This window comes from Bacillota bacterium (assembly GCA_040757205.1).
Lineage (GTDB): Bacteria > Bacillota > Desulfotomaculia > Desulfotomaculales > Desulforudaceae > Desulforudis.
Genome location: JBFLXL010000003.1, coordinates 62,089 through 83,595, shown reverse-complemented (window position 1 = coordinate 83,595; position 21,507 = coordinate 62,089). Strand labels below are relative to the sequence as shown.

18 protein-coding genes are annotated in these 21,507 nt (G+C 65.1%); 9 read left to right on the top strand and 9 right to left on the bottom strand.

All coding sequences use genetic code 11. The features are described 5' to 3' along the window. Positions 1-44: 44 nt before the first annotated feature. The 4 genes from rmuC to AB1402_03285 form a co-directional block, all read right to left on the bottom strand. On the bottom strand, positions 45-1,679 hold the full coding sequence (rmuC, locus tag AB1402_03300; GenBank protein ID MEW6540631.1) for a DNA recombination protein RmuC: 1,635 nt from the start codon (positions 1,677-1,679) through the stop codon (positions 45-47). A 158-nt stretch (positions 1,680-1,837) separates the two neighbouring features. Next, positions 1,838-2,191, bottom strand: a complete 354-nt coding sequence (locus AB1402_03295) for a zinc ribbon domain-containing protein (protein ID MEW6540630.1) — start codon at positions 2,189-2,191, stop codon at positions 1,838-1,840. A gap of 175 nt (positions 2,192-2,366) precedes the next feature. Next, positions 2,367-3,986 carry a NuoF family protein gene (locus AB1402_03290; GenBank protein MEW6540629.1) on the bottom strand — a complete coding sequence of 540 codons (1,620 nt, stop codon included), beginning with the start codon at positions 3,984-3,986 and terminating at the stop codon, positions 2,367-2,369. Positions 3,987-4,008: 22 nt separating this feature from the next. Further along, entirely contained in the window at positions 4,009-4,581 is a 573-nt protein-coding gene (locus AB1402_03285) for an NAD(P)H-dependent oxidoreductase subunit E (protein ID MEW6540628.1), read from the bottom strand. A 709-nt stretch (positions 4,582-5,290) separates the two neighbouring features. Here AB1402_03285 and ppdK point away from each other — a divergent pair. The 6 genes from ppdK to AB1402_03255 all read left to right on the top strand — a co-directional run bounded on the left by ppdK (position 5,291) and on the right by AB1402_03255 (position 13,387). Then, on the top strand, positions 5,291-7,963 hold the full coding sequence (ppdK, locus tag AB1402_03280; GenBank protein ID MEW6540627.1) for a pyruvate, phosphate dikinase: 2,673 nt from the start codon (positions 5,291-5,293) through the stop codon (positions 7,961-7,963). Positions 7,964-8,235: 272 nt separating this feature from the next. After that, positions 8,236-9,078 carry a fumarate hydratase gene (locus AB1402_03275; protein MEW6540626.1) on the top strand — a complete coding sequence of 281 codons (843 nt, stop codon included), beginning with the start codon at positions 8,236-8,238 and terminating at the stop codon, positions 9,076-9,078. A 305-nt stretch (positions 9,079-9,383) separates the two neighbouring features. Then, positions 9,384-9,941 (top strand): fumarate hydratase C-terminal domain-containing protein, encoded by a 558-nt coding sequence (locus AB1402_03270; GenBank protein ID MEW6540625.1) that lies wholly within the window; start codon positions 9,384-9,386, stop codon positions 9,939-9,941. 256 nt (positions 9,942-10,197) lie between these two features. Continuing rightward, positions 10,198-10,836, top strand: coding sequence for a succinate dehydrogenase (locus tag AB1402_03265; protein MEW6540624.1), 639 nt, complete (start codon positions 10,198-10,200; stop codon positions 10,834-10,836). Next, positions 10,833-12,617 carry a fumarate reductase flavoprotein subunit gene (locus AB1402_03260; GenBank protein MEW6540623.1) on the top strand — a complete coding sequence of 595 codons (1,785 nt, stop codon included), beginning with the start codon at positions 10,833-10,835 and terminating at the stop codon, positions 12,615-12,617. Before AB1402_03265 ends, AB1402_03260 begins: the two co-directional genes overlap by 4 nt. A 26-nt stretch (positions 12,618-12,643) precedes the next feature. Next, entirely contained in the window at positions 12,644-13,387 is a 744-nt protein-coding gene (locus tag AB1402_03255) for a fumarate reductase iron-sulfur subunit (GenBank protein MEW6540622.1), read from the top strand. A gap of 45 nt (positions 13,388-13,432) precedes the next feature. On the opposite strand, the gene cdaA is transcribed toward AB1402_03255, so the two are convergent. After that, the gene (cdaA, locus tag AB1402_03250) at positions 13,433-14,266 is read right to left on the bottom strand and encodes a diadenylate cyclase CdaA (GenBank protein MEW6540621.1); all 834 of its coding nucleotides are present in this window, start codon (positions 14,264-14,266) and stop codon (positions 13,433-13,435) included. Positions 14,267-14,590: 324 nt separating this feature from the next. Between cdaA and AB1402_03245 the strand changes: the two genes are divergently transcribed. Both AB1402_03245 and AB1402_03240 read left to right on the top strand, forming a co-directional pair. Next, a complete protein-coding gene (locus AB1402_03245; GenBank protein ID MEW6540620.1) occupies positions 14,591-15,016 on the top strand; it encodes a universal stress protein in 426 nt (141 codons plus the stop codon). 204 nt (positions 15,017-15,220) lie between these two features. Beyond that, the gene (locus AB1402_03240; GenBank protein MEW6540619.1) at positions 15,221-15,475 is read left to right on the top strand and encodes a hypothetical protein; all 255 of its coding nucleotides are present in this window, start codon (positions 15,221-15,223) and stop codon (positions 15,473-15,475) included. Positions 15,476-15,543: 68 nt separating this feature from the next. On the opposite strand, the gene AB1402_03235 is transcribed toward AB1402_03240, so the two are convergent. From AB1402_03235 to AB1402_03220, 4 genes are all read right to left on the bottom strand, one after another. Beyond that, positions 15,544-15,714, bottom strand: a complete 171-nt coding sequence (locus tag AB1402_03235; protein MEW6540618.1) for a hypothetical protein — start codon at positions 15,712-15,714, stop codon at positions 15,544-15,546. Positions 15,715-15,775: 61 nt separating this feature from the next. Continuing rightward, positions 15,776-17,011: a Ger(x)C family spore germination protein gene (locus AB1402_03230; protein ID MEW6540617.1), complete on the bottom strand. Its 1,236-nt coding sequence runs from the start codon at positions 17,009-17,011 to the stop codon at positions 15,776-15,778. Between the two features lie 37 nt (positions 17,012-17,048). Beyond that, positions 17,049-18,839, bottom strand: a complete 1,791-nt coding sequence (locus AB1402_03225) for a spore germination protein (protein ID MEW6540616.1) — start codon at positions 18,837-18,839, stop codon at positions 17,049-17,051. Between the two features lie 222 nt (positions 18,840-19,061). After that, complete coding sequence (locus AB1402_03220) at positions 19,062-20,156, bottom strand: GerAB/ArcD/ProY family transporter (GenBank protein MEW6540615.1); 1,095 nt, start codon at positions 20,154-20,156, stop codon at positions 19,062-19,064. A gap of 264 nt (positions 20,157-20,420) precedes the next feature. Here AB1402_03220 and AB1402_03215 point away from each other — a divergent pair, with 264 nt between their 5' ends. After that, the gene (locus AB1402_03215; GenBank protein ID MEW6540614.1) at positions 20,421-21,497 is read left to right on the top strand and encodes a hydrogenase small subunit; all 1,077 of its coding nucleotides are present in this window, start codon (positions 20,421-20,423) and stop codon (positions 21,495-21,497) included. Positions 21,498-21,507 lie beyond the last annotated feature (10 nt).

The following is a 21,507-nucleotide window of genomic DNA, read 5'->3' as shown; positions in this document are numbered from 1 at the left end:
CGGTTCGGCGGCGTTCGGCGGTTCGGCGTCAGGGGACGTCCGGGTTAGTCGTCCTCCCCGGCCGCGGCCACCTCGTCCGCGCCACTGTCCACACCACTGGAAAATAGGGGACTGTCCCCCTTTTTTTTTCCGTCCACACCGTCGGCGAGGGCCAAAAGTTCCTGCGCCTGAACGGCGCGGGCCGACTGCTCGACCGGGCTCAATTCGCCCAGTTCCACCCCCACGGAGGCCGCGTCCAGGTCCTTGAACCGGCGGGCCTGGACCAGCACCCGGGATTCCAGCGAGCCGACCGTCCGGTTGTAGGCTTCCACGGCGCTCCCCAGGTTCTTGCCGAGCCGCGCCATGTGGCCGCCCATGTCGGCGAGCCGCTTATACAGCTCGCGCCCCAGGTCGCTGATCTCCTTGGCGTTTCGGGCCAGCCGCTCCTGCCGCCAGCCGTAGGCCACCGCCCGCAGGAGCGCGATCAGGGTGGTGGGGGTCGCCGGAATCACGTGTTGGTCCACCCCGAACTCGATGAGCGACGGGTCGTGCTGGAGCGCCGCGCTGAAAAACATCTCCCCCGGCAAAAAAAGCACCACGAATTCGGGAGCAGGCTGGAACTGGTCCCAATAGGACTTCTTCCCGAGTTCGGCCATGTGCTTGCGCACCAGGCGGGCGTAGTTCTGGAGCTTTTCCCGGCGCGCCGCGTCGTCTTCCGTGCCCACGGCCTCCAGGTACTCCCCGAGCGGCGCCTTGGCGTCCACCACGATGTTTTTGCCGCCGGGCAGCCGCACCAGCAAGTCCGCACGCAGCCGCCCCTCGCCGGTATCTACGCTCTCCTGCTCGTAAAAATCACAGTACTCAAGCATCCCGGCCATTTCCACCACCCGCTTGAGCTGGATCTCGCCCCAGCGGCCACGCGCCGTGGGCGTGCGCAGGGCGCGCACCAGGTTCGAGGTCTCCGAACGCAACTGGTGCTGGGTCTCGAGCAGGGAACGGACCTGCTCCTGCAGCGCCTCGTAGGCCCCCACCCGCGCCTTCTCAAGCTGGCGGATCTCGGTGTCCACCTTGTCCAGGGACTCCCGGACGGGCTTGACCAGCTCGTTGATCGCCTGCTGCCGTTTTTCCAAATCGCCCCGGGCGGCCTCCTGGTACTTTTCCAGGCTGGTCCGGGCCAGGTCCAAAAAGGCCCGGCTGTTGCCGGCCAACGCCTCGGCCGACATGGCCTTGAAGGCGTCGGCGAGTTTTGCGCGCGCCTCGTCCAAAAGCGCGAGCTTCTCCGCCGCCGCCTGGCGCTCTTTGGCCACCGTGGTCTCCAGTTCCGCCACCCGGGCCTTTAGCTCGCTGATTGACTGGTTCGCCGCCGCAAGCCGGGCCTCGCGCGCCTCGATCTCCGCCTCCAGGGCCGGTATCCGCCGGGACGACTCCTCGGCGGCCGCCCGCCGCGCCGACTCGGCAGACAATTCCTGCTGCAGCCCGCCGAGACGCGCCTCCCGCTCCGCGATGCCGGCGGCGAGCTCCGCGCTCCGCCGCTCCGCGCCCTCCAGGCGGGCCGCCAGCACCGACCGCTCGGCCTCGCCGGCCGACCGGGCTTCAGCCGCGGCCGCCGCCGCCCGCCCGCGCAAAGCCAGCCACACCCCGGCCGCCCCAACGGCCAGTCCGACCAACAAAAACAAAATGAACCGCCCGGCCTCATCCATCACTCATTCACCCGGCTCCTAAAAAAGGACTGCTAGGGCCGCGCCGAATTTTCTACGCCGTGTACCCAGCTTTCGGCGCCCAGAACTGACGCATGGCCTTTATAACGAGAGCCATATCAAGGTTTCCAGGGGCTGGTGCGCGATAATTTCCCCCGCTACTAAGGCCGCACGGGGCGGAGGGACTGACCGCACTCGGAACAGTACCTGGCCTCCGGCTTCACCGGCCGGGAGCAGCCCGGGCAGACCAGGGCGTCGCCCTCCAGCCGCTCGCGGTGCGCTTCCAGCTCGCGGTCCAGCTCCCGGATCTCGTCGCACAGCCGCTCCATTTCGGCGTCCGCCACGTCTTCCCGGTTGTAGACCCGGTAGGTGAGTTCGCCGAGTTCGGTGAACTTCCTGATCTTTTCGGTCTCGAGCTTGGTGATCGCCGCCCGGGTTTGGGCCATCTCCAGGAGTTCCCCGGACTTCTCGGAGACGGTCTGGGTCCCTTTGCGCAACCGGTCCCACATGCTCATGGCAAAACCCTCCCGTAAAATCCTGTCTCTAGTTAGATAATATGGCCGGCGGCCCAGGCCGTCAACGGTGCATGCGCCGAAGGCGCCGAATGAACCAAAGGGGCGGGGTCAGTGGGAGAGCGCTTTGCAGACTCCGGGCGCTTAGAAACCCCAACCAATAAACAGCCTTGTCATGTCAGTGGGAAAGCGCTTTGCAGACTCCGGCCGCGCAACGGCGCTCCTTGACGTGGGCCAGGTACTCGTCCCAGAAGTATTTCATGGTCGACAGCACCGGGTTGGCCGCCGTCTGGCCGAGCCCGCAAAGCGAGGCCTCCCGCACGTCGTCGGCCAACTCCCCGAGCTCGTGCAGGTCGTCCATGGTCCCCTCGCCCCGGGTGATCCGCTCCAGGATGTCGACCACGTGCACCACGCCGACCCGGCAGGGCGTGCAGGCGCCGCAGGACTCGTGGGCCGCGAACTGCATGTAGAACTTGGCTAGGTCGACCATGCAGTCGGTGTCGTCCAGGACGATCAAGCCCCCTGAACCCATAATTGTCCCGACGGCTTGCAGCGATTCGTAGTCGACCGGCACGTCTAAAAGTTCGGCGGGCACCGCGCCCCCGGAAGGCCCCCCGGTCTGCACCGCCTTGATCCGGCGCCCGGGCGGCGGTCCGCCCCCGATGTCGTACACGATGTCGGCCAGGCTGATGCCCATCGGCACCTCGATGAGTCCGGTGTTCCTGATCTGTCCGGCCAGCGAGAAGATCTTGGTACCCTTGCTGCCCCCGGTGCCCAAAGCCGCATACCATTCCGGCCCGCACCGGATGATCACGGGGACGTTGGCCAGGGTCTCGACGTTGTTGATGATGGTCGGCTTGTCGTAGAGCCCCTTTTCCACCGGGTAGGGGGGGCGGACCCGCGGCTCGCCGCGAAAGCCCATGGCGGAGCGCAAAAGCGCCGTCTCCTCGCCGCACACGAAGGCCCCCGCCCCCAGGGCGATGTCGACGTCGAAGTTGAAGCCGGAGCCGAGGATGTTCTTGCCCAGCAGGCCCAGCTTCTGTGCCTGGCGGATGGCGATTTCCAGGCGCTTCACCGCCAGGGGGTACTCGGCCCGGACGTACACGTAGCCCTCCCGCGCCCCGACGGCGTAGCCCGCGATGAGCATGCCCTCGAGCACGGCGTGCGGGTTCCCCTCCAGGATGCTCCGGTCCATGAAAGCGCCGGGGTCGCCCTCGTCAGCGTTGCAGATGATGTATTTTTCCGGGCTTTCCTGGGCCGCCGCGAAAGACCACTTCCGGCCGGTCGGAAAGCCGGCGCCGCCCCGGCCGCGCAGGCCGGACCGCAGCACCGCGTCCACCACGCCCGCCGGACCGGCGCGCGAGCGAAGCGCTTCGGCCAGCGCGAAATAGCCGTCGCGGGCGATGTACTCGTTGATGTCCTCGGGATCAATCAAGCCGGAGTTCTCCAGCACCACCCGCTGCTGCTTTTCGAAAAAGGGAATCTCATGCAAAAAGTTCCGCCGGCCCTCGCCGTTCATCGAACGGTAGAGCAACCTTTGCACCAGCCGCCCGCCGCGCAGGTGGGTGCGGGCAATCTCGCCCGCGCCGTCTTCGTCGACATGGCAGTAAAGCACCGCGCCCGGGTGGACGACGGCGACCGGCCCGAGGCCGCAAAAACCGTAACACCCGGTTTTGACCACCCGCACGTCCAGGCCGAGGTCCTTGATTTCCCCCCGCAGCACTTTGAAAAGCTGCTCGCCGCCGGACGACCGGCAGGCGGTGCTGTCGCAGACCAGGACCTGGGTGGGCGGGGCCAGCCGCCCGTCCTGGAGCCGTTCTTCAATGCGGGGGCGGTGCCGCTCCCTGATCGCTTGCAGGTCGCTGACGCTCACGTTCACGCTCACGCTCAACCGGGCTCACCTCCTCGTCTGTGTCCAGATCGTCTTCCCGGTAAAGCTCCACCAGCCGGGCCACGCCCTCCACCGAGAGGTGGCCGTGCACCTTCTCGTTCACCGTCAGGAGCGGGGCCAGGCTGCAGGCCCCGATGCAGCGGGTGGTCGAAAGCGTGAACCGGCCGTCCGCGGTGGTCGCGTCCGTCTCCACCCCCAAAAGCTCCCGGAACCGGTCCAGGATGTCCTCGGCGTTTTTCACGTAGCAGGCCGTGCCCATGCACACCCGGACCACGTTTTTGCCCTGCGGGGCGGTGACGAACTGCGCGTAGAAAGTGGCCACGCCGTGGACGTGCCCCACCGAAAGGCACATCTTCTCGGCCACGTGGGTCTGCACGTCGGGCGAGAGATACCCGAAGAGCTCCTGGGCCTTGTAGAGCACGCGGACCAACCCGCCCGGCCGTTCGCCGTACCGCTCGATGATTTTGTCCAGCACCAGGTAGTTGCGTTCTTCCGCGTTCATGAATCCTAGCCTTCCCCGCTGCGGTTCCCGCAATGCGGGCGGCGGGGCGGTTTCGACCGACGCGCCTTCGGTGTGTGACGGCAAATCTCCGAACAGGATCCCGATTCCGCAATAACGTGCCGCGAAGCCTTAGCGCCGGAGGCTCGCCTCAATCCCAACCGAGGGTGAAACTTCCACGCCGATTTCAGAAATATTGTGCCCTGCGGGGCCGTAAGTATCTACTAAGATACGACACGAGTCTCGGGAGCCGGGAGGTGAAAGCCGGGGAAAAGCGGCCGGCGGAAAATCTTCTGTTTTGGTCGATCGGGGGGCGTCCGGTGGATAGCCCCCGACCACCCGGATAAACATCCGGGCCGGGCAGCGGGAGTGACGCCGGAGGGACCCGTAACCAGGGTCCCTCCGGCCTTCCCGCGCCCGAGGCGATGTGCGGTTCTATCTTGCCAAACGGCTATGAAAATCACCTAAACCGCTGCTCTGTATCCTTTGACGTTTGGCTTTCGCGCCCCGGTACCGTCTTTTCGGCGGTCCGGTTGCTTGTACTCCCGTATATTTCGCTCCCGCGGCCTTAACGGGCAGGAATCTCCATCCTTTTGCAGAAAACCAGTTTATGAAACGGTTCGTCTCCGGGGACCGTTTTCGGTCACTCAAGGAAAAACGGGCCGTACCGGGCGACGTGTTCGCCACTTTGAATCCGGGAGGAAGGAATACAATGCCGACGAAGTACGTCTACCGCTTTGACGAAGGCAACGCCGGGATGAAGAACCTGTTGGGCGGGAAGGGCGCCAACCTGGCCGAGATGACCAACATCGGCCTGCCGGTGCCCCCGGGGTTCATCGTAACGACGGAGGCCTGCAAGGAGTTTTACCGGCAGGGACGCCGGTTGCCGGACGGTCTGATGGACGAAATCCGGGAGCACGTCCAGTTGCTGGAGCAAAAACTGGGGAAGGTCCTGGGGGACAAAGAGAATCCCCTGCTGGTCTCGGTCCGGTCCGGCGCCCCGGTTTCCATGCCCGGGATGATGGACACCGTCCTGAACCTGGGACTGAACAACCACACCGTGGAGGGACTGGCCCGATCCACCGGTGACGAGCGGTTCGCCCTGGACTGCTACCGGCGTTTCATCGGTATGTTCGGCGACGTGGTCATGCACGTGGAGCACTACCAGTTCGAGAGCGTTCTCCAGGCCCAGAAGGACCGGCGCGGGGTCCGGCACGACCACCAGTTGACCGCCGCCGATTGGCAGGAGGTCATCGCCCGCTACAAGGGCCTGATCGAGACCGAAACCCGCCGGCCCTTCCCCCAGGACCCCCTGGAGCAACTCACCATGTCCGTCCGGGCCGTGTTCGATTCCTGGTACAACGACCGGGCGATCGTGTACCGCAAGGTCCACCGGATTCCGGACGACCTGGGCACGGCGGTGAACATCCAGGCCATGGTGTTCGGGAACATGGGCGAGGACTCCGGCTCGGGCGTGGCCTTCACCCGCAACCCCTCGACCGGGGCGCGCGAGGTCTACGGCGAGTACCTCACCAACGCCCAGGGCGAGGACGTGGTGGGCGGCATCCGCACGCCTAAGCCGATCGAGGACCTGGCCGCCGACCTGCCGGAAGTGTACGCGCGGTTCCGGGACATTTGCGAGCTTCTGGACCGGCACTACCGGAATATGCAGGATATCGAGTTCACCATCGAACGGGGCCGCCTGTACATCCTCCAGACCCGGAACGGCAAGCGGACCGCTCAAGCCGCCATCCGGATCGCCGTGGACATGGTCGAAGAGGGGCTCATCTCCCGGGAGGACGCGGTGGTCCGCGTCGAACCCGAACAGCTCGACCACCTGCTTCACCGGCACATCGACCCGCAAGCGAAACTTTTTGTGATCGCCACCGGCCTCCCGGCCTCACCCGGCTCGGCCGCCGGGAAAGCGGTGTTCGACGCCGACACGGCCGAAAAGATGGCCCAGGAAGGGGAAAAGGTGATCCTGGTCCGAAACGAGACCACCCCGGACGACATCCACGGCATCGTGGCCGCCCAGGGAATTCTGACCTCCCGGGGTGGAATGACCAGCCACGCCGCGGTGGTCGCCCGCGGCATGGGCAAGCCCTGCGTCTGCGGCTGCGAAGCCATCCGCATCAGGGGCCGGGAACCGGTGTTCAACGTGAACGGCATCACCGTCCGGGAGGGCGACCTGATTTCCATCGACGGCGGCACCGGCCGGGTGATCCTCGGCGAGGCGCCGATGATCAACCCGGAACTGTCTCCGGAGTTTCAACGGCTGCTGGATTGGGCGGACGAAATCCGAACGCTGGCGGTCCGCGGCAACGCGGACACCCCCGCAGACGCCGCCAAGGCCCGCGAGTTCGGGGCTTTGGGCATCGGGCTTTGCCGCACCGAGCACATGTTCATGGGCGCCGACCGGCTGCCCATTATGCAGCAGATGATCCTGGCCGACGACGCGGACACCCGGCGCGAGGCTCTGGAAAAGCTCCTGCCAATGCAGCGGGAAGACTTTTACGGCATCCTGAAGGCCATGGACGGCCTGCCGGTCTGCATCCGGCTCTTGGACCCCCCGCTGCACGAATTTTTGCCCGACCTCGAGGAACTGCACGCAGACATCACCCGGCTACAGTTCACGGTGGGCGACACCCCCGAGCTGCGCAAGAAAGAGGAACTCCTGCGCAAGGTCCGCGCTCTCGCGGAGTCGAACCCGATGCTGGGGCACCGGGGCTGCCGGCTGGGCATCACCTACCCCGAGGTCTACGCCATGCAGGCCCGCGCCGTCTTCCTGGCCGCCACCGACCTGCTCCGGGAAGGGTACAACCCGATTCCCGAGGTGGAAATCCCCCTGGTCATCGACCCGGGTGAATTCGTGTTCCTGAAACAGCAGGTGGACCAGGCGGCGGCCGAGGTGCGGGCGGAAACCGGGGTCGATTTCGAGTACAGCGTGGGCACGATGATCGAGCTGCCCCGGGCGGCCCTCCTGGCCGACGAAATCGCACGGGAGGCCGAGTTTTTCTCCTTCGGCACCAACGACCTCACCCAGACCACCCTCGGTTTCTCCCGGGACGACGCCGAGGGCAAGTTCCTGCACCGCTACCTGGAATTGAAACTTTTGCCCGACAACCCGTTCGCCGTCCTGGACCGCAAGGGCGTGGGCCGGTTGATCGCCATGGGCATTGAACTGGGGCGTTCCACCCGTCCGGACCTCCTGGTCGGGATTTGCGGCGAGCACGGGGGAGAGCCCCGGTCCATCGAGTTTTGCCACCAGGTCGGGATGAACTACGTCAGTTGTTCCCCCTACCGGGTGCCGATCGCCCGCCTGGCCGCGGCGCAGGCCCGGGTGCTCATCGAAGGTCTGGTTCAAAAGGACTACGGAACCAAGTAGGCCGCCGCCGAAGACGCAAAGAGGCCGCACACCGCGACAAAAGGGGACAGTCCCTTTTGGGCCTTAGAGGGACTGTCCCCCTGGTGTCCCGGGGGATTGTCCCCCTGGGGTGTTGAAAGGGCGTTCCCGGATCGTCCGGGGGCGCCGCCGTTTTCGGCCCGGCGGCTGATCTCCCGGGCGCTTCGCCCGTTTTCGAAACCGGTGCATAATGCCTCGCCTCCGTAGAAAAGACTAGGATTGAGCATCACGCACACTTCAGGAGGTCTTTTCTTTTGCGCACCATCGACGCGGCCAAGATCACCGAGGTGGTGGCCGGACTCTGCGAGGAGGCCAATTTCATTCTCGAACCGAGTGTGCATTCCGCCATGCAAAAGGCGTTGATGGAGGAGGTTTCACCCCTTGGGAAGGACGTGTTCGCCCAAATCCTGGCCAATGCCGCCCTGGCCGCGGAAAACAGGTTGCCCATCTGCCAGGACACGGGCATCGTGCTCGTGCTGGTCGAACTGGGACAGGATGTGCACGTCACGGGGGGCGGCCTCTACGCGGCGATCGACCAGGGAGTGCGTCAGGCCTACCAGCGCGGCTACCTGCGCAAATCGGTGGTCAACGACCCCATCGAACGGACCAACACCAAGGACAACACACCGGCCGTAATTCACTGCCGGATCGTGGACGGGGAGAGAATCAGGATTTCGCTCATGCCCAAGAGCGCCGGGAGCGAAAACATGAGCACCGCCCTGATGCTCAATCCGGCCGACGGGTGGGAGGGAATCAAAAGCTTCGTACTGGATACGGTCGATCAAGCCGGCTCTAATCCGTGCCCCCCGGTGATCGTCGGGGTCGGCATAGGCGGCACCTTGGAGAAGGCGGCGCTGCTGGCCAAGGAAGCCTTGTTCCGCCCCGTGGGACAAAGAAACCGGGCGGAGATTCTCGCGCACCTGGAAGAAGAGCTGCTGGACGCCGTCAATAGGCTGGGCATCGGCCCGATGGGCCGCGGGGGCCGGATTACCGCGCTGGCCGTACACATCGAAGTCTTTCCGACTCATATGTCGTCTCTGCCGGTGGCGGTCAATCTGCTGTGCTGCGCCGCACGTTACAAAACCATGGAAATCTAGGGACAAAAGGGGACAGTCCCCTTTGGGCCTTAGGGGGACTGTCCCCCTGGGGTCCCGGGGGACTGTCCTCCTGGGGTCCCGGGGGACTGTCCCCTTGAGATTGTCTTTTTTCTTTAGACAACCATACCGCTTGCGGCACCATCGGATGGATGAAAATACCCCTCACCCTGACCCTCTCCCAGAGGGAGAGGGGATTTTCAGGGTAGGGTTTTGGAACGTTAGCCATCAAAGTGCCTCATACTGAGTTACTTGTTCAGTTTCTGGTTTTGCAGCATTCTCCCCGGATTGGAGGGCGGCAAGTGTATATGAAACAGATCAACGTGCCTCTAACCGACGAGGCGGTCGACGGCCTGCGTGCCGGCGACCGGGCCTTGCTCAGCGGCAAGCTGTACACGGTGGGCGATGCCGCCCACCAGAAACTGGTACAGCGCATCGGACAGGGAAAGCAGCCGCCTTTTAGCCTGGCGAACCAGGTCATCTACTACGCCGTGGCCACGCCACCGCCCCCGGGACGCATTGTGGGTTCGGTCGGCCCCACGACGGCAACACGTATGGATTGCTACACCCCGGCCCTGCTCGCCCAGGGTTTGAAGGGCGTTGTCGCCAAGGGCTACCGTTCCGCCGAGGTGGCCCAGGCCATGCGAGAACACCGGGCCGTCTATTTCGGCGCCGTCTGCGGCGCGGCCGCCCTGCTCAGCCGGTACGTAACCAGCGTACGCTTGGCGGCCTTCCCCGGGTTGGGCGCGGAGGCCGTCTACGAGTACACGGTGGCCGATTTTCCGGTGGTGGTCATCAACGATATCCACGGGGGGGACCTCCACCAGGAGGGCCGGCGAGTCTACGCGCTCAACCAGGCTACTTGAGAAACCCGGCGCGCCGACCCGCCGGCCGGCTAAAGGGGTACCCCAGGGGGGGGGGACAGGGTACCCTAGTAGGGGGACAGGGTAACCTAGGGGGACAGTCCCCCTAAGGCCCAAAGGGGACTGTCCCCTTTCTCCCCCTATGTCCCCTTGCCCCCTAAGGCCCAAAGGGGACAATCCCCCTTCCCCCTAGGCCCGGAAGGGACTCGACCCCATACCTGAAACCGGTCCATCCGGTGGTCGGAGGTGACCGCAAAAGATGAAAAACGCGAAAGTCCCGGGCCATAGTCCCAGGACCGACCTGTACCTGGAAGCTGCCGGGCTGGTCACCGGTATCCTGCTGGTGGCCTTCCTGTGGATTCACGCGTTTCTGGTGGCCATTGTCGTTTTCGGCCCCGCCGCCTTCGACGGCACGGCCCGGTTCCTCGAAAAGCATTACCTTTCTTACGCGGGCATCGGCTTGGGTCTCTTGATCGGCCTGGTCCACGTGGCTAGCGTGGCCCGCCGGATTCCGACCGGTTACCGGGAACAGCGTGCGGTGTGGCGGACGGCCGGAAGGATGCGGCACACCGATACCTATGTCTGGGCCTTCCAGGCGGTCACCGGACCGGTCATTCTCGTTGCGGCCGCCGTCCACCTCTGGGTCGTGCTGGCCGACTGGCCCCTCCAGGCGGCGAAGAGCGCCCTGCGCGTCCAGACGGACTATTTGGTCTTCTACCTCATCCTGTTGCTGGTCGCGGAATACCACGCCGCCGCCGGCATCTACCGCCTGCTGGTCAAGTGGGCCCGGTTCCGGCGCCGGTCCCTGGCGTACGCCGTGGGCACAGCCGCGGTCTTCATCCTGTCGGTGAACCTGGCGGCTTTGTGGGCGCTTCTCCATCTGGGAGGCGTCCGGTGAGCGCCGGCCGCACCCACATCACCGACGTCCTGGTCCTGGGGGCCGGGTTGGCGGGCGAACGCACGGCCATTGAGGCCGCCGCCCGGGGACTGGAGGTGGTCATCCTCAGCCTGGTGCCGCCCAGGCGCTCCCACAGCACGGTGGCGCAGGGCGGGCTGCAGGCCGCCCTGGGGAACTCCGTCATGAGCCAGGGAGACAGCCCGGACCTTCACTTCGCGGACACCGTGATGGGGGCCGACTGGGGCTGCGATCAGCACGTGGTCCGCCTGTTCGTGAACACCGCACCGGCGGCCGTGCGCCAGATGGCGCGCTGGGGCGTGCCGTGGAGCCGCATTACGGCCGGCGAGCGCCGCCTGCCCGACCTTACCGTGGTCGAGGAGCCGGAAGCCGCCGCCGGGCTGATCAACGCCAAAAAGTTCGGCGGCACCACCAAGTGGCGCACCTGCTACGCCGCCGACGGTACCGGGCACGCCCTGCAGTACGCCCTGGACGGGATGGTGCTCAGTTTGGGCATCACCGTTCACGACCGCACGGAAGCAGTCGCGCTCATCCGTGACGGCGAAAAATGCCTCGGCGCCGTCGCCCGGTGCCTGCGCACCGGGGAGCTCCGGGCCTACCTGGCCAAAGCCGTCGTCATCGCCACCGGCGGCTGCGGACGCCTCTACGGCTTGTCCACCAACTCCGTGATCAACGAGGGGACGGGTCTTTCCCTGGCCCTGGACACCGGGCTGGCCTGTTTGGGCAACATGGAGGCCGTGCAGTTTCATCCCCAGACGCTGCCGCCAACCTGGATTCCGGTCAGCGAGGGAGGCGGCTATTTGCTGGACCGCAACCTGGACTACTTCATGCCCCACTACCAGCCGGAGAACAACAAGCAACCGTACCGGGACGTAACGGCCCGCCTTATGCAGGAACGCATCCGCGCCGGCCTGGGAGTGGAAAGCCCCCACGGCCCGCACCTTTGGCTGGACGTGCGCCATCTGGGGGCGGAACACATCGCACGGCAGCTCCGGAGCCTGGCGGCGTTCTGCCGGGACTTCGCGGGAATCGATCCCGCCCGGGAACTGATTCCGGTGCGCTCCGTCCAGCATTACGTCATGGGCGGGGTGAGGACAAACATCGACGGGGCGGCCTACGGCTTAAAAGGGCTTTTTGCCGTGGGCGAGGCGGCGTGCTGGGATCTGCACGGGTTCAACCGCCTGGGCGGCAATTCCCTGGCCGAAACCATCGTGGCCGGCATGGCCGTCGGGAAAAAGGCCGCCGAGTTCGCCCTCGGAGAGGCTCTCCACTACTCGAGCGCCCTGGTCGCCCAACACCTGGCGGCCCAGGAAGACCGCGTCCGGCGCCTCATCGCGGGCCAAAACGGCGGCGAAAACGTCTATGCCCTCAAGAAACAAATGGGGCAAATCTTAACGGAACATACAGGTATATTCCGGACCGGCTCCGGGTTGAAGACGGCGGTGGCCGCACTGGGAGAGTTGCACCAGCGGGCGCAGCGGGTCGGGTTGGTTTCCAGCGGCCGCGGCGCCGACCCGGAGCTGGGCGCCGCCATGCGGCTGCCGGGCATGGTCCGCCTGGCCCTGTGCATCGCCTGCGGCGCGCTGGCCCGAACCGAAAGCCGGGGTACGCACTATCGTGAGGACTATCCCAACCGGGACGACGTCAACTGGCTGAACCGCACGCTGGCCTACTGGCCGCCCGGAGCCGAGAAGCCTGTGCTCAAATACGAACCGGTGCGGATCACCGAACTGACTCCCGGAAAACGCGCCACCCCGGCCTAGCCGGTCAAGGTCAAGGAGGATAAGGTATGGGTCGCCGCCTGACTTTCGACATCTTCCGCTACCATCCGTCTACAGCCGGAACGGAGCCCCGGATGCAGACCTTTCACTTGCGTGAAACGCCGGGAATGAACATCTATGCGGCGCTCACCAGGATCCGGGAAGAACAGGACCCCTCCCTGATGTTCGACTTTGTCTGCCGGATGGCGCTCTGCGGTTCCTGCGGCATGCTGATCAACGGGCGGCCCCGGTTGGCCTGCAAGACTTTCACCGGCCGGCTGCCCGACCGGATCACGCTGTACCCGCTGCCCGTCTTCCGGCTCGTCGGGGATCTGTCTGTGGATACAGGGGGGTGGTTCCGGCACGTTACCCTGAAAACCGGGGCCTGGCTGCACACCTCCCGGGCCTTTGAGTCAAGCGCCCCGGAGGAGCGCATGGACAACGAGACGGCGCTGCAGATTTACGAGGCCGAACGGTGCATCGAGTGCGGCTGCTGCCTTGCGGCTTGCGCCAAGGTTCACATTCAGCCGGGTTTCATCGGGGCCGCGGGCATCAACCGCCTGGCCCGCTTCATGCTGGACCCGCGGGACGAGCGCAGCGCAGCGCAGTACTTCGAGGTGCTGGGTTCCGAGGACGGTATCTTCGGCTGCATGGGCCTCATGGGCTGCGAAGACAACTGCCCTAAAGACCTGCCCCTGCAGCTCCAACTGGCTTACGTCCGCCGCAGAATGGCCGCCGCCGGCTTCGGCCCGCGCGGGAACCGCAGGAAATGACGGAGAGACGGAGATGGACCGGCGGCCTACACCGAGGTCGGTTCTTCATTTTTCTTTCTTTATTTTTGGGGTCTCCCATTCCCAAACCCGCCACGGGAAGCGCTGTTCCACCGCCAGGCGTGTTTCCAGCAAATCCGCCAGCGCCGCCGCATCCAGATAGCGGGTCAGCGCGCCGTTTTCGGCCAGGGAGATGGTCCCGGTCTCTTCGGAGACGATTACCACCAGGGCGTCGGTCAGCTCGCTGAGGCCGATCCCGGCCCGGTGGCGGGTCCCCAGCTCCCGGGCCAACCTTTCGTCGAGGCTCAACGGCAGGTAACAGCCGGCCGCCACTACCCGGTTGCCCTTGATGATCACCGCCCCGTCGTGCAGGGGAGTATGCTTGGCGAACAGTTGGAGCAAGAGGAGCCGAGAGACCAAGGCGTCCAGGGAGGTGCCCGTCTGCACGTACTCTTTCAGCCCCGTTTCCCGCTCGATCACGATCAGCGCGCCCAGGCGGTCGCGCGACATGGTCTCCACGGCGGCCGCGATTTCGCCCACCAGCGCCTTCAGCGGCGAGTTGCCCGGCACCAGTCGGCCGAAGGGGCGGCCCCGGCCCAGCTTGTCCAGGAGCAGCCGCAATTCCGGCCAGAAGATGACCGGCAGGGCCACGAAGGCCATCGTCCAGATTTTCTCCAGCGTCCAGGACAAGAGCGGCAGCTTCAGCAGTTGGGCGACCGCGGTCAGCGCCGCCAGGACCACCAGGCCCTTGATCACTCTGACGGCCTGGGTGCCGCGGACCAGGGTGAAGATCTTATAGGCGATCAGCAGGATTAAAAACCCGTCCAGCACGTACGCCGCCGGCGGCGGCAGTTCGATCGGCCCGATGCGCTCACCCCCCAACCGGTTTTCGTATTTCGAGAATTCGACAAGAAAAGGGCCGTTTCCTCTCTTTGGCGAATAAGTCCGCGCCTCCGGCGAATAGGCTCTGCAACATAGATCGACAGTCGCAAATGCCCTTTGATTGAACTTGATTTCCCGGTCGTGAGTATCCGGGAAGCAATTGACATCACAGTGTGATCTTGCTAACATAAGCACAAGTGACATTGCCTGCAACGATCGGCGCATGCCGAACACAGAAGGGCGGTGGGACCACTAACGGTGTGTTCGCGCTTCGCGGAATTCCACGGGACGTAAGGTTATTCAATTAATTGGGGAGGGATAGCCGTGTTCAACAAGATCCTGGTACCGACGGACGGTTCCGACAACGCTATGAAGGCCGCGAATCTGGCCGTGGACTTCGCCCGAGGTGTTCAGCCGGTTGAAGTGGAGATCATTAACGTCTACCCGGTGATCACTGTGAATCCCGAAGGCTTTTTTTCCGCGGAGTCTTATCAGGAGATGCTGGATAGGGAGGCCGAGAAGATCACGGCAACGACGCTTGCCCTCTTTGAGAACGCCGACCTGAAAGCCCAGGTGGTCTACCGGGGCGGTGACGCCGGGGCGGAGATCGCCAGGTACGCCGAAGAGGAAGGTTTCGATCTGATCATTATGGGTACCCGGGGCGCGGGAGCCTTTAGCGCCTGGGTGGTGGGCAGCGTCGCCCAAAAGGTGGTCAGTCGCGCCTCCTGCCCCGTGCTGCTGGTGAAGTAGCAGCGGATTTCGGCCCCGGGGAAAAACCCGGGGCCGTCCCAACTTATCCTGCCTTCCCGGCAGTACGAATGCAGTACGAATTAAGTTAACTCGGGTTCTGGAAGAAAAGTCTGCCGGGATGAGTTGACTTATCCGTCGATTATTTGGTAAGGTATATGAAAAGCCAACCACAATAATCTGCAAAAGGCAGGGAGAGGTGAAAACTTGGCGCATCATCACGAGGACTCCAAGGTGGAACCCTTCGCGAAATCGGACATCGGCTTCCGGGAAATGACCTACGTCATGCTCTTCGGGATTACTGCGGCCGGCGCCGTCATGTTTTCGTTCCTTTACTTCAGTTCACTGGAGGACTTTGCCGCGCCGCCTTTCATGGTGTCCCTGCTGGTAGGTATTTTTACCTGCCTGATCCTCGCCGCCGGAAATATGATCGTCCGTTGGTTGTTCTCGCTGGACGACTAGCGTCCGAACACACTAGGGCTTGAGCTTGATAAGACCCCGAAAAGGGGTTTTATCTTTTCCCGGCACCCCTACGCGGCGGTGAGCCAGACCAGGGGCGGCGCCGACACCGCCGCAGCCGCCAGGGTGAAGGCCCCGAAAGCGCCCCGCCGGTTTCCCCGGCGCCAGGCCCACAGGCCGTAGCTCGCCGTGTGCATGGCGATCCCAAGTACCACCAGCATAATCATCACCTTGATCAACAAGACGTTCACTCCTTCGTTTCGATCGCCACTCGGTTCCGGATTCCCCCCGGTTCTGATCTCGCTAGCGCTGGGGGGGCGTCTCGCGTGTGATGCCGAAGCGGCGCACCCGAAAGTCGAAGTCGATGCTGACCTCGGCGTCCGGGAATTTTTCGTCCCAGGCGTAAGCCTCCCAGGCCTGCCAGGTGGGGAAGTGCTGCTTGGCATGGTAGCCCAGGGCAAAAAAGTCGACGCCGAACTCGTTCTGGGCCTTGTCCAGGGCGGCGCGGGCGTCGGTCATGCAGCTTTCCTCCACCGCCCGCTCCACCTGGCGCACCCTTTCCGGCCGCTCGTAGCGCTCCCCGCTCTGGATGGCCAGGACGTCCCCCTCCAGCGGGATCAGCACCGCCACCCGGGGCATCCCGTCCGCTCCGATCCGAACGTTCACCGCCGGCGGCTCCTGCGGAAAAACCCGGACCACGAAGAACCGGCCGGGGTGCTGGGGATCGCGGATCGTCTTGATCATTTCCCGGAAGGTCCCCCGCACCATTTTCTTGATCCCGGTCTCGTCCCCGTTCAGCACTCCCACCATCCGCCCACCCCGGATCACGGCCGCGCCCATCATCTCGATCCCCGGCCCGCCGCGCCGGGGGATGGTCCCGGCCATATGGACCCCCTTGGCCTTTTTTGACGGGTCAGGCGGCCCTTCCTCCCGCCGTTGCACGGCGACCAGGCCGACCACGCCCGCCGACCCTGGCGAAATGATGTCGCGGTGGACCACGTGGAAGTCGACCCGGGGAATGAATTCGGTGACATCCCAGCCGCCGGTTTGGAGCTCCCAGAACTTGCCCGGGCTGGCCTCCAGAACCGGGGCGGCCTCCCGCAGCACAGCCTCGGCGCGGCCGTTGGCCACCAACACCCGAATGGTCGGGCGGAACTGGCTAAACCGGACTAACGGCCTCACATTGGTGACGAAATCGGTCTCGGCCAGTTCGCGGCCGATAACGATCACCTTGGTGTGCGACAGGTCCACCCGGCGGTCGATCCAGGCGTGGGCGAACTCCAGCGCGCTGATGAGGCTCGGCGCTTCCATGGAGGTCACCAGCATCGTCTGCTTCGCGCCGCCGCTGGCTCCGTCTCCCACCCCGGCGATGTTCCTCGCCACGGCGATCTGCAGGGTGACCGTGAGGAGGTTTTCCCGGCCCCGGTCCACGCCGACGGCCGTCACCCAGGCCGTCTCGTCCAGCTCGCGGTAGTCCCAGCAGCCCGGCAGGCACAGGACCGCCAGGATCAGGAACGTGATTGTCAGTACCGAGCGCACGTTTACACTCCCTCCGCGGCTGCCCGGCGGCCGGAAATCACCGGCCGCCGGGCCGGTCGTCATCCTTCCGCCGGCGCCGCGTCCAGCCCCGGCTGATGCGCGGTTGCCGGCGCCGGCGTAGCGGGTCGAGATAATCCGGGCGCTGTTCCTGTTCCCAGGCCGGCCCCCGCTGGAGGTAGTCGGGCGCGCCGCGGGTCACGGGGGCCAACGGGGCCAGGAAGGGCACCCCGAAGGAGGTCATGCGCGCCACCAGCGCCAGGTGCACGAAGAGCCCGATCAGGATCCCGAACAGGCCGAGCACCCCACCCAGGGCAATGTAGAAAAAACGATACATCCGGACCGTGTTGGAGAACGGATAGTTCGGGATGGTGAACGATCCGAGTGCGGTAAGGGCGACGATGATGATCAGGATGGGGCTGACGATATTGGCGGCCACCGCCGCTTGGCCCAGAATCAGGGCGCCCACGATCCCCAGGGTCGTGCCCACCGCGCCCGGGATGCGCACCCCGGCCTCCCGGATCAGTTCGAACGCCGTTTCCATCAACAATACCTCCACCACCGTCGGGAAAGGCACCGGCTCCCGCGCGCCGGTGAAGGCCAGCAGCAGCTCGGTGGGAAGAAACTCGGTGTGATAGGTAACCAGCGCCACGTAGCTCCCCGGCAGCAGGAGGGCCAGCCCCGCGCCGAGGTAGCGAACGAAACGCGTGTAAGTTCCGAACGGCCACCGGTCGTAGGCGTCCTCGGCCGCCTGCATCAGGGAGAAGAAGGTAGTGGGAACGATCAGCGCCCAGGGGTTGCCGTCCACCATGACGGCCACCCGGCCCTCCACCAGGCCGGCGACCACCCGGTCGGGACGTTCGGTGGCCAGAGTCTGCGGCGCCGGGGCGCCGGGCGTGTCCTCGATGAATTGCTCCAGGATCCCGCTCTCGTTCACGTAGTCTGCTTTGATCGATTTGAGGCGGCGTTTCACCTCGGCCACCAGGGCGGGGTTGGCGGTGTCGTCCAGGTACATCACGGCGCACTGCAGCGGGCTCATCCGGCCCACGGGGAGGAACTCGGTTACCAGGCTCGAGCGGCGCAGGGTCTTGCGCACCAGGGTGACGTTGATCCGGACTTGCTCGGTGAATGCCTCCTGGGGTCCCCGGATCACCGCCTCCACCTGCGGCGTGCCCACCCCCCGGGTGGCCCAGGCCTTGGTCTCGATCAGGAGGGCGGTGTCCAGGCCGTCGACCAGGAGGGCGGTGTTGGCGTTCAACACGTCCTCCACCACCTCCCGGACGGTGCCCACCGAACTGACCTCGTTCCCGGGGAGGAGCGCTTCGCTGATTCTTTTGGCCAACTCTTCCCGCGCCTCTATGCCGGCCGTCCCGGGTCCATTCTCCTGCGCCGGTTCCCGGTCCGGGCGCAGGCGGGCGAAGAGCATCAGGGGCTGCAGGATGGACAGATTTTGCCGGTTGGTGTCGACCAACCCGTCGAAGAAGACCAAAAGCGCCCGCCGGGGCCGCTCGGTGCCGATGGAGAAGGGCCGGAACACGATGTCCTTATTGTCGGGTTCACGGAAAATCTCTTTGAGCAGGCGCTCGTTCTCATCCAAGTTGGTGCAAAGCGGCCGGTTTTCCTTCAGGATGGCCTCCAAACGCCGGCTTTGGGCCTGTTTTCTTTCAAAAGCAGAGGCGTCCCCGGGGGTGCCGGCGGCCTGTTGGCCCGTCCCGGACGGCGCGCGTTTTTCCGCCGCAGGCCGGTCCTCACGACCGGACTCAAACTCGTACCGGGGTTCTTGGGGCTCGCGGAAAACGAGCAGCCGGTTCAACGTCTCCAACAAAGACACGTCGGTTGGTCCCTCCGATGCCGGCGCTACATGCGGTTTTCAGGATAACATTCCCCGCACCGCGCCGAGTATGTGCCGCCAATGGAATTCACGGTCCGGGGCCGACAGTCCGTGCTGCTGCAAACAGGGCACCGGTAAGGCTTTGGCAGTACCTGACTCCTGAATTCTGGATTCTGAATTCTGACTCCTGACTCCTGAATTCTGACTCCTGAATTCTGACTCCTATTCTCGCTGCCTCCTCCGCCCGCGCAGCCAAGCCGCCGCCACCAGGACGCCGACAATCGCTCCCAGGGGGATGAACGACCAGCGGGCGGTGACGGCAAAGCCCAGTTCCACCGCGGTGGAGTAGTTCGGCGGAGCGAAGGCCCCGGCTAGGATCAGCACCATGGTAGGCAGGATGAGCGGCCGGTGGTAGGGTAGCTTCAGGGCCCGGGCGGCGACGGCGGTGCAAATGTACAGGGCCGCCGCGAGCCCGATCAGGGCTGAGAAGATCCAGAGCGGTAAGAACAGGGTCTCCATCCGCACGAAGAACCGTCCCCACATCACGATGCGCGCCAACTCGAACATCGGCAGCACCGGTTCACGGACCGCAGGGTAGGTGAACACCAGCAGGGACACCAATATCGCCAGCGCCACGGCCGCGCCCGCCGCCAGGACCGAAACCAGGCCGACCGCGAGCATCCGGCCCCGGGGCAGGTACGGCGCCAGCATAGTCAACAGGAAGATCTCCACCCCCACCCCCAGGGTGGAAAAAGCGGCCCAGAATAATTCCGGCGCCCCTGGACCCCAGAGCGGGAAGATCCCGTGCTGGCTCCACACGTTCGAGGTCAGCAGGAGCAGGAGCACGAAACTAAACCCCAAGAGGTAGAACAGCACCCGGGCGGTCCGGGCCAGGGTTTCCAGCCCCAGAAAAACGATCACGGTCGCGCTGGCCGCAAAGGCCAGCACCACGATGCTGAGCGGCGTCTCGGGGAAGAAACCAATCAGCACGAATTCGGCGAACTGGCGCAGGACCAGGGCGGTAAAGACGACGAAGAAAGCGTAGTAGAGCAGGACGAAGAAGCCGTTCACCACCGGGCCGACCAGTTCCTCGCCGATCTCGACGATGGTCCGGCCGGGAAACCGGTTTAAAAGCCACACGATAACCGCGACACCCACCAGGCCCACCGGCAGGTGCATGAGCGGAATCATCCAGGAGGCCGAAAGCCCGAGCGGAAAGATCAGGGCCAGGTGCGAGATCAAGACCTTCATGCTGAGGAAAACAACGAGGAGCGCCACGGCCTCGCCGAAGCCCACCCGCGGCGACCCGCTAGACATAAAAAACCCCGCCCCGAAAACGGTTGCCGAACCACATTTCCCCTTCAAACCCCCCATCCTGGATACGGTTAACATTCCCCGGGCCTGCGGCGGCAATGCACCGCCCAACCCCAACCGCCCGGGGGTGCATAACACCGGGAACCCGGGGAATATTAGAGATCCGAACGCGGCAATCCACCACCCAAACCAGCTGGTTCGCATAGCCCGGGAGATTCAGACAATACTAGATTCGGTAAATGTTCTTCCCCGAAAGGAAGATTGTTGATGCGGGACACTGGTGTTCCGGGGACCGGCGAGGCCCTGGGCGGGCTGCGGGCCGGGGACATCCGTGCGCCCGAGCCTTCGGCCGCCGCTTCCGAGCGCCCGGGAAAACACCCCCTGGTCTGGCTGGAGACTAACACTTGCCACGGGGACATCCTGTCCGCGCTGAACGGCCGGCATCCGGATTTCGGGGCGGTTTTGCGGGAACTGCTGGATATTTACTGGACCAACACCCTGATGGGGGCCAAGGGGCACCAGGCCGTCGCCGTCCTGGAAAAGGTCGTGGTCGAGCGAGCGGGCGAGTACATCCTGGTGGTGGAGGGCACGGTGCCGACCGCGGCCGGAGGCCGGTACGCCTATGTCGGTCTGCGCGGGAATGGAGAGCCCTGGACGGCGTGGGACGCGGTGGTGGAACTGGCCGCCGCCGCCAGGCACGTGGTTGCCGTCGGCTCCTGCGCCGCCTGGGGGCTGCCCTTCGGGGCGCACCCCAACCCGACCGGCAGTAAACCCGTCTCGGCCGTCGTGGACCGGCCGGTGATCAACGTCCCCGGCTGCCCGGCGCATCCCGATTGGATCCTGGGCACGCTGGCCCACCTGGTCTGGTACGGGGTGCCCGAGCTTGACGCCCTGAACCGGCCGGTGGTGTTCTACGGCGAGACGATCCACAACCTGTGCCAGCGGCGGCACTACTTCGAGAGCGGCATCTTCGCCGAAGAGGTGGGGGAGCCCTGGTGCCTGTACAAGATCGGCTGCAAGGGGCCGGTGACCTACGCCGACTGCCCCAGCCGCCAGTGGTGCGGCGAGCACCTGAACTGGCCGGTGGGCGCCAACACGCCCTGCATCGGCTGCACCAGCCCGGAGTTCCTGGAACGGACCGCGCCTTTCTTTGAGCACCTGCCGGATGTGCGGCTGCCGGGGGTGCGGGTGGGGGCCGACCGGATCGGGGTGGGGGCCGGGCTGGCCGCCGCCCTGGGGATCGGCCTGCACCTGGCCGGCAAACTGCTCACCGGCCGGCTGCAGAAAGAGTGGGGGAAAAGCCTTGGAAAAGCGGGGAAAACCTTTCGCCTGAAGCGGAAGTAAGGGGCGTGTC